Annotated in this window: 15 protein-coding genes and 1 pseudogene; 6 read left to right on the top strand and 10 right to left on the bottom strand. The window is 72.6% G+C overall.

The window, feature by feature from the left end; genetic code table 11:
- Positions 1-22: 22 nt before the first annotated feature.
- The 9 genes from ACQP00_RS22365 to ACQP00_RS22325 form a co-directional block, all read right to left on the bottom strand.
- A complete protein-coding gene (locus ACQP00_RS22365) occupies positions 23-1513 on the bottom strand; it encodes a DUF6297 family protein (protein WP_433222033.1) in 1491 nt (496 codons plus the stop codon).
- Positions 1510-2142 (bottom strand): ABC transporter ATP-binding protein, encoded by a 633-nt coding sequence (locus ACQP00_RS22360; protein ID WP_433222032.1) that lies wholly within the window; start codon positions 2140-2142, stop codon positions 1510-1512. The genes ACQP00_RS22365 and ACQP00_RS22360 overlap by 4 nt, the downstream gene beginning before the upstream one ends.
- Complete coding sequence (locus ACQP00_RS22355; RefSeq protein ID WP_433222030.1) at positions 2121-2468, bottom strand: hypothetical protein; 348 nt, start codon at positions 2466-2468, stop codon at positions 2121-2123. The genes ACQP00_RS22360 and ACQP00_RS22355 overlap by 22 nt, the downstream gene beginning before the upstream one ends.
- A 166-nt stretch (positions 2469-2634) precedes the next feature.
- Positions 2635-3066, bottom strand: a complete 432-nt coding sequence (locus ACQP00_RS22350) for an SHOCT-like domain-containing protein (protein WP_433222028.1) — start codon at positions 3064-3066, stop codon at positions 2635-2637.
- An 8-nt stretch (positions 3067-3074) separates the two neighbouring features.
- A complete protein-coding gene (locus tag ACQP00_RS22345) occupies positions 3075-3335 on the bottom strand; it encodes a hypothetical protein (protein ID WP_433222026.1) in 261 nt (86 codons plus the stop codon).
- Positions 3332-3712 carry a DUF2089 domain-containing protein gene (locus ACQP00_RS22340; protein WP_433222024.1) on the bottom strand — a complete coding sequence of 127 codons (381 nt, stop codon included), beginning with the start codon at positions 3710-3712 and terminating at the stop codon, positions 3332-3334. The genes ACQP00_RS22345 and ACQP00_RS22340 overlap by 4 nt, the downstream gene beginning before the upstream one ends.
- Positions 3713-3800: 88 nt before the next feature.
- Entirely contained in the window at positions 3801-4553 is a 753-nt protein-coding gene (locus ACQP00_RS22335; RefSeq protein ID WP_433222022.1) for a hypothetical protein, read from the bottom strand.
- Entirely contained in the window at positions 4550-5302 is a 753-nt protein-coding gene (locus ACQP00_RS22330; RefSeq protein ID WP_433222020.1) for a cytochrome c oxidase assembly protein, read from the bottom strand. Before ACQP00_RS22330 ends, ACQP00_RS22335 begins: the two co-directional genes overlap by 4 nt.
- Positions 5299-5757: a DUF2243 domain-containing protein gene (locus ACQP00_RS22325; RefSeq protein ID WP_433222018.1), complete on the bottom strand. Its 459-nt coding sequence runs from the start codon at positions 5755-5757 to the stop codon at positions 5299-5301. Before ACQP00_RS22325 ends, ACQP00_RS22330 begins: the two co-directional genes overlap by 4 nt.
- Positions 5758-5860: 103 nt before the next feature.
- Here ACQP00_RS22325 and ACQP00_RS22320 point away from each other — a divergent pair, with 103 nt between their 5' ends.
- Positions 5861-6277 (top strand): CBS domain-containing protein, encoded by a 417-nt coding sequence (locus tag ACQP00_RS22320; protein ID WP_433222016.1) that lies wholly within the window; start codon positions 5861-5863, stop codon positions 6275-6277.
- A 13-nt stretch (positions 6278-6290) separates the two neighbouring features.
- Here the strand turns inward: ACQP00_RS22320 and ACQP00_RS22315 are convergent, their stop codons facing one another.
- A complete protein-coding gene (locus ACQP00_RS22315) occupies positions 6291-7355 on the bottom strand; it encodes an erythromycin esterase family protein (RefSeq protein WP_433222015.1) in 1065 nt (354 codons plus the stop codon).
- A gap of 160 nt (positions 7356-7515) precedes the next feature.
- Here ACQP00_RS22315 and ACQP00_RS22310 point away from each other — a divergent pair, with 160 nt between their 5' ends.
- The 5 genes and pseudogenes from ACQP00_RS22310 (at position 7516) to ACQP00_RS22290 (ending at position 11753) form a co-directional block, all read left to right on the top strand.
- The gene (locus ACQP00_RS22310) at positions 7516-9078 is read left to right on the top strand and encodes an ATP-binding protein (RefSeq protein WP_433222013.1); all 1563 of its coding nucleotides are present in this window, start codon (positions 7516-7518) and stop codon (positions 9076-9078) included.
- Between the two features lie 255 nt (positions 9079-9333).
- Positions 9334-9444 (top strand): annotated as a pseudogene (locus ACQP00_RS22305) (hypothetical protein); the annotation flags it as partial.
- A 79-nt stretch (positions 9445-9523) separates the two neighbouring features.
- Complete coding sequence (locus tag ACQP00_RS22300; protein WP_433222011.1) at positions 9524-10492, top strand: ferredoxin reductase family protein; 969 nt, start codon at positions 9524-9526, stop codon at positions 10490-10492.
- 25 nt (positions 10493-10517) lie between these two features.
- Positions 10518-11105 carry an O-methyltransferase gene (locus ACQP00_RS22295; RefSeq protein WP_433222009.1) on the top strand — a complete coding sequence of 196 codons (588 nt, stop codon included), beginning with the start codon at positions 10518-10520 and terminating at the stop codon, positions 11103-11105.
- A 27-nt stretch (positions 11106-11132) separates the two neighbouring features.
- Entirely contained in the window at positions 11133-11753 is a 621-nt protein-coding gene (locus ACQP00_RS22290; RefSeq protein WP_433222007.1) for an FKBP-type peptidyl-prolyl cis-trans isomerase, read from the top strand.
- Positions 11754-11871 lie beyond the last annotated feature (118 nt).

Genomic DNA, 11871 nt, shown 5'->3' with positions numbered 1-11871 from the left:
TTGCCTATGTTGCGCGGATCGGCTAGCTGCGGCGGCCGGCCACGATCATGCCGCCCAGGGTGCCGGCGGAGAGCAGGATCTGGGTCGTGAGCGCGGCTTCCGGGTGTTTGGTGACGATCGCGAACAGGGCCGGCCAGAGGGCGATCAGCGCCACGTCGACGCCCGCGCCCAGCCACACGAACAGACCCGTGGGCATCATGCCGCCCATCGGGGAGACCACCGGGGCGGTGTCGTGGCGGACCTGGCGGCGGCGGGCCGAGCGCAGGGCGCCCGCGGCCAGGCCCGGGCCCGCGCAGACGCCGAGCAGGGCCCAGGTGCCGAGGGGGCCGCCGGTCTGGGCGCCGACGGCGGTCATGGCGATCGTGGACCATGCGGTGCACACCAGCACCGGCACCGCGACGCGGCCGGTGAACAGCTGGCCGTCGGTGAGGCCGAGCAACCGCGCGAGGGAGGGGTCGTCGCGGTCCCGGCGAGCATTGGCAGTACCGGCGGAGGCTCCGAAAATCCCGCACAGCAACCAGGCCGCGGCGATCACCCAGCGTGACACCGGCAGCCCGGTGGCGAGGACCGGCACCGTGGTGAGGGCGGCGGACAGCAGCAGGCGGACCGGCGAGCGGGCCACGAGCAGCAGGTCCTGGCCCGTCGCGGCCCAGCGGCCGGGGAGGCGGAGCAGCTTGTCGGGGCCGAGCCGGCGGCCGCGCCACCGGCGGTCCTCGGCGGCGCGCGAGGCCAGGCCCGGGTCGAGGGTGAAGAACACGGCGGTGGCGGCCCCGCTGCTCTGCGCGGCGTCGGTGAGGTTGGCGAGGGTGAGGGAGCGCAGGCGGTACCAGAGCGGAATCGGAATCCCGAGGGCGGCCAGCGCGACCAGGATCGCGATCCACTCGTGCCGGCCCGCGAGCAACGGCCACCCCCACGGGCCGGTCGCGGCGACGACGCCGACCGGGGTGCCGGTCGCCGACAGCACCCCGACGACCGCGGCCGCGACGGCCACGACCGTCGCCGTCGCGGAGAGCCGGCGCGCGGGGCGGCGGGACGCGGACTGCACGAGCGCGGCGCCGCCGAGCACCAGCACGCCGCCCGCGACCGCGGTGGCGAGCACCGCCCCGGCGCCCACAGTGGACAGTGTGAGGGTGAGCAGCCCTTGCGCGAGCCCGGCGAGCAGCCCGATCCCGAGCACCTGCGCGGCACCCGGGGTGAGCAGCGCCCGCCGGTCCAGCGGCGCGGTGAACAGCCATTGCAGCGCCGGCGCGGACGTCGACACTGGCCCGAGCGCGGCCGACATCGCCAGCAGCGCGGCCGTCCACGCGAGCCCGGCCGCGAGCACCACACCCTCGCGCACCCCGGGCGGGGCCGTCGTCTGTCCACTGAGGATGGACTGCAGCTGGGCCCAGATCATGTACCCGACCATCGCCACCAGCAGCGCCAGGGTGTAGATGGTCTCGAAGCGGTCGGACCCTCCCCCGGCGGCGCGCTGACGCTGGCGGATGTACCGGCGGACCGGCCCGGCCTTCACTCGTCCTCGACCCAGTCGTGCCCCAGCTCGACGACCTCACAGCCGCCGGTGACGGTCGGATCGTGCGAGGCGAGCAGCGCGGCGCCGCCCTTCGCCAGGTACTCGTCGATGAGCGCCGCGACCGTAGCCCGCCCCGCCTGGTCGAGGTGCCGCTCCGGCTCGTCGAGCAGCAGCAGCCGGCTCGGCCGGTCGAGCACCATCGCGAGCGCGAGCCGCTGCCGCTGCCCCGACGAGAGACTGCCCGGCGTGGCGTCGGCGAACTCGTCCACCCCCAGCCGTGCGGCGAGCTCCCCCTCCGCGAACCACTCGGCCCCCACCGGCGCGTTGGCCAGGCGGACCAGCGTCAGGTGTTCCTGCGCGGACAATCCGGGATACCAGGCCGGGGCTTCCAAAAGCGCGGCAACGGTACGGCGGAAGCTCGCACTCCGCTCATCAGCCCGCTCCCCGTCGACCGTGACGACGCCCTCGGCCGGCGCGAGAAGCCCGGCCACACAGCGCAGCACCGTCGACTTCCCGATCCCGTTGGGCCCGCGCAGCGCGACGCCCTCCCCGGCGCCGATGGCGAGACTGAGCTCCTCGATGACGACCCGGTCCCCGTAGCCGATCTTCAACCGGTCAAGCTCGAGCACCCGCCGAGTGTAGATCCCCGCTGGACGAGGGCTTCGAGCACGTCGCCGTACCGCGGCGGCACCTCGATGTCGAGCGCGACCCCGCCGCGCCCCGGCGTCACCGTGAACGCGAAGAACGAACAGCAGGCGGCCTCGCGTGCGGCAAGGTCCCTCACGGTGTCTTCGAGGTCTTCGGGCCCGGCGAACACCATCCGGGCCCGCGTGGCCCCGAAAACCTCGACGGAGCGCAGCGCTCTGGCGAACAGCGCGTCGAACTCGGCGAGCCGCAACGGTTGTTCGGCGGTCGGCAGCGTACAGGCATCAGGTGCTTCCATGGGTGCGTCCATGGCTCGACGGTAAGCCTGTACCGCGGTACCGGATGCAAGCTCAGACGGCCCTGCGGCGGTAGACGGCCATGGCGAAGGTGTGCGCCGCGATCAGGATGCCCGTGCGCCAGGTCATCGCGGTCCGGCGGAGTCTGGCGATCAGCATCAGGTGCTCGCGTCCGGCTCGTCACTCACAGAAGACCTTGACCTTGGCGCCGGGGTCGTCGACGTCGATGCTGACCTCGTCGAGCTGGTCGATGAGCTCCTCGAGCTGCTGCGGCTTGAGCTGGGTGAGGTCGATCGGGACGCCGTTCTTCTCCAGCTCGGTGTTGGCCCGTTCGAGCGCGACCGGGGGGATGAGGCTGGTGAGCCGCACGCCGGCCCGCAGGAGCTGGAGCGGGACACGGACATTGATGCGGGTGGTTCCCTCGGTTGTACTGTCGTCCGCGTGCACGAGCACGCGAAGGTACTTCGGGCGGCCCTTCGGCGAGGCGGGCGCGGGCGGCTGCTCCTTGTCGAGCGCGGCGATGAGGCGCTCGGCCTCATCCGCGGTGATCTTGGCTTCGGCGAGCATGTCCAGGATGCGGCGGCGCTGCTCGTGCACGAGTTGGTCCCCCATTGTCTGACTCAGATGACGTGTACCTCGAGGCCGAACCGGCCGTCGTCGAGGTCGAAGCGGCTGCCGGGCAGGGCCCAGAAGACCCGGCCGGCGCCGCGCAGGGCGCCCAGCGCGTCGATCCTGAAGATGACGCAGGCGATCACGCCGCCGATCGCGGCCAGGATCAGCAGTGGCGAGAGGAGCAGGACGAGCGGGAGCACCGGGACGTACAGCCGGCGCCAGCGGTGGTCGGGGCGGCGGTACCGCAGCGTGATGAGTTGCGGGATCATCGGGACCGCTCCAGTTCGGCCAGGGCCTGCTCGACGCTGATCTCGCCGCGTTGCAGGCGGTCGACGACGTCGGCCTCGGCCGGGGCCGCGGCGGGCTCGGCGACCTCGAGGTGTTCGGCGAAGTCGAGGCGTTCGGCGATGCGGTTCAGCCTCGCCTTGATCGTCGGGTAGCTGACCCCGAAGATGCGCTCCATCTCCTTGATCGAGCCGTGGGCGCGGACGAACGCGGCCACGAAGACCTGGTCGTCCAGGCCGAGCTGGGCCAGTTGCGGCGGCTCGAACTGGCCCTCGATCGCGATGCCGCTGCCGGCGAGGCGGACCCGTTCGACGGTGAACGGTTGCCCCCGGGTCAGATCCGTCAGCTCCTGCCATTCCACAAATCATTTGTACCTTCAGAATCTCAAGCAGTCAACGCTCAAACCTTGATTTTCTCAATGGCGGCATCAACATCGCTGAGATCTGGGATTAGAAGAGGTCGGGCGAGGCCGGCTGGTCGACCCGGCCCTCGTCGGTCATGCTCACGACGGTCAGGCCGAGCGTGCGCACGAAGAACGTGGCCGCCGAGATGAAGATGACCTCGATCGCGCCGACGCCGATCTCGCTGTCGACGACCGAGGACAGGTCGGTGAGGATCTCCCCGGCGAGGAGGTACTGCGCCGCGGTCATGCACACCGCCAGCACCATGATCGGGACCGACATCCGCCGGCGGGCCGTCGCGCCGGTCGCCAGGAACACCGACGCCGAGGTGACGACGGCGAGCCCGGCCGCGATGGCCACCGCGGCCGGCACGTCGATCGAGACGGCGTACCCGGTGCGCGCCGACAGCACCGACTGCACCACCATCGCGGCGGTGAGCAGCCCGACGGTCACCCCGGCGATGATCGTCCACAGTGGCCGGGGGCGGGCGGCGGCGATGCCGAGCACGGCGATCGCGATGAGCATGGACAGCACCGTGAGCCCGAGGCCCGGCGCGAGGAAGAAGCGCACGCCGTCGTCGCGCAGGTGTACCGCCGTCGCGAGCACGAACAGCGCATCGTCGCGGGCGGTCTCGATCAGGCCCCAGGCCGCCGCGACGACGAGGAACGCGCGGTTGCCGGTGGAGCGCCGTTCGTCGGTCATCCGCACCAGGGCGAAGACCGCGAGCACGCATCCGATGCCGTTGGCGATGAAGACGCCGATGATGTACCAGACGTTGTACTCGACGGGCGCAACGGTCACCGCGGGAGCTTAACGACCCCTGCCGCGCGCCGCGGAACCGGTCGCCAGGAGGCCACGAGCGCCCCGGCGACGAGCAGCTCGGCGATGTCGCCGGCGTAGTACATCAACTCGGCCGCGCCCCGCCGCTCGGCATCGGGCACGGGCAGGTCGACGAGGATCCCGGCGTACATCAACTGGGCCAGGCTCGCGTGCACGGCCACCGCGACACCCAGCACGACCAGGCGCATCGGCACCGGCGGCCGGTGCGGGCCCGGGTCCGGGCCGGCGACGACCCACGCGAAGAGGTACCCGCTGAGCAGGAAATGCACGTGGAGCAGCCCGTGCAGGCCGGGGTCGGCGGCGGCCGCGGCGTAGAGCGGCGTGCAGTAGAGCACGACCAGCCCGCCGGTGCTGAGCGCGAGCGCGACCCACGGATCGGCCACCGCGCGCACCGGCCCGGCGCGCAGCATCCGGCCGAGGGACCGGGCGCCGCGCCGCGGGAGCGTGCGCAGCAGCAGGGTGACCGGCGCGCCGAGGACGAGCGCGAGCGGGCCGAGCATGCCGGTGAGCAGATGCTGCAGCATGTGCGTGCGCAGGTCCCCGGCCGGCCACGGCGACACGGCGGGATCGAGCCCGGCCACCACGAGGGTACAGCCGGCCAGGAAGACCAGCGTCCGCCGGCTGGGCCCGGTGAGCAGGGCCAGGGTCTCGTAGCCCACCGCGGCCGCCACGACGAGCAACGGCAGCGTGCCGGCGTGGGTGTGGTTCACCGGGCCGGGTCCGGGCGGCGCAGCAGCCGGCCGATCCCGACCAGCACCGCGCCGAGCGCGAGGAAGCCCAGGTCCCACCACAGCTGCCCGGGTCCGCTGCGCACATGGTGGATGCCGAGGATCTGGTGGTCGATCAGGCCCTCGACGAGGTTGAACAGGCCCCAGCCGGCCACGATCCAGCCCCACAGGACCCGGGACGCCCACAGCTGGGCACGTTCGCGGGTGACGCGGGAGTACAGCATGGCCAGCCCGATCAGCACCGCCAGCCAGGTGAACGTGTGGAAGAAGCCGTCGCCGAGGGTGTTCATCCGCAGCCCGGACACGGTGTCGGCGGAGACCCGCCCGGTCAGCAGGTGGTGCCATTGCAGCAGCTGGTGCAGCAGGATGCCGTCGACGAAGCCGCCAAGCCCGACGCCCAGGATGATGCCCGGCGCCGCGATGCCTCTGGTGCTCATGAAGGCTCCTGCTACCCGTGGGCCGTCGCGCGACACACCTTCGTGTGAGCGGCCCCGCAGTGGGTAGACGGTGACTGAGAGTAATCGAGCTGGAGGAGGAGCCATGACCACCGCCCGAGAGATCATGACGGCCGACTGCGCGTGCGTCGGCGAGCACGACACCCTGGCCGACGCGGCGCGGATGATGGCCGACCTCGGCATCGGCTCGATGCCCATCTGCGGCGACGACAACCGGCTCATGGGCATGGTCACCGACCGCGACATCGTGATCCGGGCGATCGCCGCGGGTCGCGACCCGGCCGGCATGACCGCCGCGGACCTCGCCGAGGGCAAGCCGGTGACAATCGGCGCCGACGACGACGCCCAGGAGATCCTGCGCACCATGACGGAGCACAAGGTGCGGCGCCTGCCCGTCATCGACGGCCACGACCTGGTGGGCATCGTCGCCCTGGCCGACGTGGCCCGGGCCATGCCGGACCGCACCGTCGGCGAGATGGTCGGCGCGATCTCGACGCCCTGACGTTCGCCGCCCGTCAGGGGATGTGCAGGACCTGGTCCACGCCGGCGATCGTGTCCGCGTCGAGCGGGAAGTACCCCTGGCGCGGTTCGGTGTCGGTGCGCGTCCGCGCGGCCGGCACGTCGGCCGTCGCGGTACACCCGGGCGCCAGTTGCGCCTCGTAGGTGTCCGGCTCGGGCTCGCCGAGCCCGATCGCCACGCTGCGGCCGAGGCTGCCCGCGATGACCGAGTACTTCGCGCCCAGCAGCGGCGCCACGATCGTCCCGGCGCCGCTCCAGCTCAGGTCGAGCTCGCCCAGCTGCCAGCGGCTCGGGGTGCGGCGCAGGTGCAGGTTGTGGCCGTACAACAGGATCGGGGTGTCTCGAAGATCCAGGATGTTCTCCGCGATGAGCACGTCGCGCACCGCCATCAGCCGGGACACGCGGACACTCTGCTCGAGGCCGGTCACCGCGCAGGCCCGGTGGTAGCGCAGCAGTCCGATCGCCGCGCGCAGGTGGATGCGCGCCCGCCGCCAGGCCTCCGTCGCGGTGGCCCGCATGTGCAGCTCGGTCCACAGCTCGTCGGCCAGCCGGCGCAGCTCGGCCGCGTCGGGCGTGGCGCCGGGCGACCGCGCCGGGTCGAGCACGGCCTCGGTGTGCGACCACCGCTCGTCGTCCCCGGCCAGCGCCGCGATGTCATGATCCAAACCGAGAACGCCGCACGTGTACTCCAGATAGCCGCGCGGACTCGGAGCGCTCATGTTCTCGGTGGGCGCGTCGAACCCGTGCAACACCAGCCGTTCACGCACCGGGCGGGACGCGTTGTACTCACGCATCCAGATGACGAGCTCACGGTTGGGCGCGAGGGCGCCCCACCCGTGCGAGAAGCCGTCCCGCAGCACTGTGTCGAGGTCGCCGATCCCGTCGCGCACGTAGTCGTCGACGGCCAGCGCGGCGACCCGGTCGCTCTCCAGCGCGATGCCGCGGAACCCGCGCCCGGCCAGTTCGGCGAGCATCTCGTTGCGCCGGTGCCCGAAGGCCGGTTCCAGATGCGTCGGCTCCCCGAACGCGAGCAGCTCACAGGACTCAGGTACGAAGGTCATACATCTGCATCGTACCGCTGCAACGACGGTTGAACCTTGCAGCGTTTCGGCAGCGGGAGCACCCCGAAAAGTCTCAAGAACGGTTGCCGACCTCGTCGCCGGGGCCGATGGAAGCGCTCGAGGAGAGGTTTGAAACGCCGGTCCGCGGTAGGCATGAGGGATGCGGCAGCTTTTCCGATCCCGGCTGCGGAACCTGGCGTCCCTCCTGTTTCCGGAACGCCCGCCGCCCGCCGGGTACGGCCTCGCGACGGCGGCGGTGCTGATCGCCGCCGAGACGCTGGTGTCCTTCTCGATCGTCACGCCGCCCGGGGAGCCCCGGCGGGCCGGCATCTACCTGCTGGGCATCCTGCTGGTGGCGGCGGTCTGGGGGCCGGCGGTCGGCGTCGGGGCCGCGCTGATGAGCACCGCGGCCCACAACTTCTACGAGGTGGCGGTGGCCGGCGGGCCGCGGTTCTCGCTCGAGCGGGACCTGCAGATCGGGCTCTCGTTCTGCCTGGCCGCCCTGTTCGTCGGCAGCCTGTCGCGGCTGGCCCGCAGCCGGGCGGCCGAGGCGGCCCGCCACCAGCGGGAGACCGAGGCGCTGCTGGCCGAGCAGGCGGCCCTGCGCCGGGTCGCGACGCTGGTGGCGGCGGGCGGCTCCCCGGCCGAGGTGTTCGCGGCGGTGACCCTGGAGCTGCAGCGGCTCTTCCCCGGGTACGCCGGCTTGCTCGTGCGCTACGAGGACAACGGCACCGTGACGTCGCTGGCCGGCCGCGACCAGTTCGGCGCCGACATGAGCCTGGGCGAGTGCGTCCCGATCGAGGGCGACAACGTGTCCAACGCGGTCCGGCGCACCGGGCGGCCGGCCCGGGTGGCCAACTACGACGAGGCCACCGGCGCGTTCGCGGCCGGCCTGCGCGAGCGCGGCTTCCACGCCGGGGCGGGCGCGCCGATCCGCGTCGAGAACAGCCTGTGGGGCGCCGCCATCGTCATGTCCACCGAGCGGTTCGGCGTCCCGGACCACGCCGAGGCCAGGCTGGTCGGCTTCACCGAGCTCGTCGGCTGCGCCATCGCCAACGCCGACAGCCGGGCCCAGCTCGACGCGTCCCGGGTCCGGCTGGTCTCCGCCGCGGACAAGGCCCGCCGCCAGATCGAGCGCGACCTGCACGACGGCATCCAGCAGCGGATCGTCTCGCTGGTGCTCGAACTGCGCACCGCGATGGCTGCCGACCTCGACGACCGCGCCGAGTGCGAGCGGGTCCTCGCGGGCGCCGCCGACGCCCTGAACGGCATCTACAACAGCCTCGGCGAGCTGGCCCGGGGCATCCACCCGGCGATCCTGGCCCAGGGCGGCCTCGGGCCCGCGCTGAAGACCCTGGCCCGGCGCAGCACCCTGCCGGTCCAGGTCAACCTGCACGTCGGGCACCCGATATCCGAGCCGATCGAGATCGCCGTGTACTACGTGGCCTCCGAGGCGCTGACCAACGCGGCCAAGCACTCCCGCGCCTCCACCGTCTGCGTGACCGTGCAGACCGACCCGGAGCAGGTGCACCTCTCCGTGTGCGACGACGGCCGCGGCGGCGCGGACGCGGCCAAGGGCTCGGGGCTGCTCGGCCTGCGGGACCGCTGCGAGGCCCTCGGCGGCCGGATGACCGTGCGCAGCACCCCGGGCGAGGGCACCACGCTCGACACGGTGCTCCCCCTCGACTGCCGCGACAGCACCCTCGCCGCGGCGATGCATTGACCAAGGTGCCGATCGTTGCCCGATAACGCTTTTCGGCATTCCGAGGACTAGTTCACAAAGGCTGTCGAGACAACCGCCGCATTCGTACCGTCAGCAGCCGTGCGAACCGCGGCGAAGCTCTTCGCGGCCATCAGCCTGGCCGTCGTGACGTGGCTCTGGCAGCGCGGCCTGGCCACGGCGCCGGGTGGGCTCGCGGCCGCGGGACGGCTCGCCGCGCTGTGGTCGACCGACCTGCTGCTCCTGCAGGTGCTGCTGATGGCCCGCATCCCGTGGGTCGAGCGCGCGTTCGGCCGCGACGCCCTCGGCCGCTGGCACCGCTGGACCGGCGGCGGCTCGTTCGTGCTCCTGGTCGCGCACGTGGGCCTGGCGCTCGTGGCCTACGCCGAGCGGTCCGGCACCGACCCCGTCCGTCAACTGTGGACGCTCCTGGCGTCGTCACCCCGGCATGTGGACGGCGCTGCACGGGTTCGCCGCCCTCGCGCTGGTGATGGTGACCTCGGCCCGGTTCGTGCGGCGGCGGATGCGGTACGAGTCGTGGCACCTGCTGCACCTGTACGCGTACGCCGGGATCGCCCTGGCCGTGCCGCACGAGCTCTGGCTGGGCAGCGACTTCGGCGGCCGGGCGGCGAAGGCCTTCTGGTGGCCGATGTACGCGGCCGCGGCGCTGTCCACCGTGGTGTTCCGGCTCGGCCTGCCGGTCTGGCGGACGCTGCGGCACCGGCTCACCGTCGACCGCGTCGTCGAGGAGGCGCCGGAGCTCGTCTCGGTGTACCTGCGCGGCCGCCGCCTCGACCGCCTGCCGGCCCGCGCCGGGCAGTACTTCGTGTGGCGCTTCCTCGACGGCCACGGCGCCCTGCACGGCAAGCCGTTCTCCCTCTCCGGCCCGCCGAGCCGCAACAGGCTGCGCATCACGGTGAAGGTGATCGGCGCGGGCACCCTGCGCATCGCCGCGTTGCGCCCGGGGACCCGCGTGCTCATCGAGGGCCCGTACGGCCGGATGACCAAGGACACCTACTCCGGCGGCCCGGTCACCATGTTCGCCTGCGGCGTCGGCGTGACCCCGCTGCTGGCCCTGCTCTGGGACCTGCCCTACGGCCAGGGCAAGGCGACGCTGGTGTACCGCACGCGCCACCCGCACGACGTGGCCTTCCTGCCCGAACTGGAGTGGCTCGCCCGCGATCGCGGCGTCCGGCTGGTGCCGCTCGTCGGCCCGCGCGCCTCGGCCGGTTCGTGGCTGCCCGTCGGCTACGGCGACTACGACGACCTCGCCGCGCTGCGTTCACTGGCGCCGGATCTGGCCGACCACGACGTGTACGTCTGCGGCCCGGATCCTTGGACGGACGCCGTGCTGCGCGCCGCGCGACGCGTGGGTGTGCCCGGCCCGCGCCTGCACCGCGAACGATTCGCGTGGTGACCGGCCTGCCCTTATCCTCTCGCCCATGGATTCGGCGCTGCGGGACCTGCTCGACGAGTTGTACGCCGACGGCGTGGCCTTCGACGCCACCCAGGACGACCGGCTGCTGACCCGCCGCAACCTGGAGCCGGCCAGCGCCGGGCTGCTGTGGTCCCTCGTGCAGATCGCCGGAGTGCGCAACGCGATCGAGATCGGCACGTCCAACGGATACTCCACGATCTGGCTCGCCGACGCCCTCACCCGCACCGGCGGCCGGCTCACGAGCGTCGATGTGGCTCTCGACCCCTCCGCGGAGGCGAACCTCGTGCGGGCCGGGCGCCGGGAGACGGTACGCCTGCACCGCGCCGACGGCGGCCGCTTCCTCGCCGGCCTGCCCGACGCGTGCGTCGACCTGTTGTTCCTGGACGCGGAGCGCACCGAGTACCCGCGCTGGTGGCCCCACCCCTTGCGCGTCCTGCGCCCGGGCGGCGTGATGGCCATCGACAACGTCCTGTCCCACCCCGCCGAGGTGGCCGACTTCCTGTCCCTGCTCGACGACCAGCCCGGCATCGAGGGCCGCACCATCGACATCGGCAAGGGACTCCACCTGGCCTGGCGGGACCTTCGCCTCTGAGCCCGCCGATGTCGTACCGTGTAGCGCGTGAACGATCGCGCCACCGCCCCCGCCCGCCTGTCCAAGACCCAGCAGAAGGCCGCCGCCCGGGCCGCCCAGCAGCGCGCCGCTGAGCGGGCGAAACGCCGCCGGGACTGGGGCATCGCGGGCATCGTGGCGGTCGTGGTCATCGTCGTGATCGCCGGTGTGGTCTGGCTGTCGGTCAGCGCGAACGACGACTCGACCCCGGGCACCGCCCCCGGCACCGGCGCCTTCCCGCCGGTCCCCCCGGGCGCCGACCCGGCCCTGTCCACCAAGCCGACGGTCGCGGCCGGCAGCGGCGGCCTCACCAGCCTCGTGAAGAACACCCTCATCGAGGGCACCGGCCCGGTCACCGCCAACAGCCAGACGATCACCGTCAACTACGTCGGCGTCTCGTACACCACGGGCAAGGAGTTCGACTCGTCCTGGAGCCGCAAGGAGGCCTTCTCCTTCGCCCTCGGCACGGGCAACGTGATCCCGGGCTGGGACCAGGGCCTGGTGGGCATCAAGGTCGGCAGCCGCGTCCAGCTCGACATCCCGTCCAACCTGGCCTACGGCGACGACGCCAGCTCCGGCAAGCCCACCGGCCCCCTCCGCTTCGTGGTCGACGTCCTCGGCACCCAGTGACCCGGAGTCCGGCATCCGTTCGCACGGCCGGGCGCGATGACCGGATGAGCCGGGGATGACGATCGGGTAGCCAACACGGGTCGAGTGATGCGCTCCGTAACCGCTCGATCGCCATCCA

The organism is Dactylosporangium sp. CS-047395 (genome assembly GCF_050942185.1).
Classification (GTDB): domain Bacteria; phylum Actinomycetota; class Actinomycetes; order Mycobacteriales; family Micromonosporaceae; genus Dactylosporangium.
This window is presented reverse-complemented; position numbering and strand designations above follow the sequence as displayed.

Bases quoted from the DNA above. Each gene is read 5' to 3' on its own strand.
- ACQP00_RS22355 (WP_433222030.1), bottom strand. From the start codon at position 2,468: ATGGACGCACCCATGGAAGCACCTGATGCCTGTACGCTGCCGACCGCC.
- ACQP00_RS22350 (WP_433222028.1), bottom strand. From the start codon at position 3,066: ATGGGGGACCAACTCGTGCACGAGCAGCGCCGCCGCATCCTGGACATG.
- ACQP00_RS22345 (WP_433222026.1), bottom strand. From the start codon at position 3,335: ATGATCCCGCAACTCATCACGCTGCGGTACCGCCGCCCCGACCACCGC.
- ACQP00_RS22325 (WP_433222018.1), bottom strand. From the start codon at position 5,757: ATGAGCACCAGAGGCATCGCGGCGCCGGGCATCATCCTGGGCGTCGGG.
- ACQP00_RS22320 (WP_433222016.1), top strand. From the start codon at position 5,861: ATGACCACCGCCCGAGAGATCATGACGGCCGACTGCGCGTGCGTCGGC.
- ACQP00_RS22315 (WP_433222015.1), bottom strand. From the start codon at position 7,355: ATGACCTTCGTACCTGAGTCCTGTGAGCTGCTCGCGTTCGGGGAGCCG.
- ACQP00_RS22310 (WP_433222013.1), top strand. From the start codon at position 7,516: ATGCGGCAGCTTTTCCGATCCCGGCTGCGGAACCTGGCGTCCCTCCTG.
- ACQP00_RS22300 (WP_433222011.1), top strand. From the start codon at position 9,524: ATGTGGACGGCGCTGCACGGGTTCGCCGCCCTCGCGCTGGTGATGGTG.
- ACQP00_RS22295 (WP_433222009.1), top strand. From the start codon at position 10,518: ATGGATTCGGCGCTGCGGGACCTGCTCGACGAGTTGTACGCCGACGGC.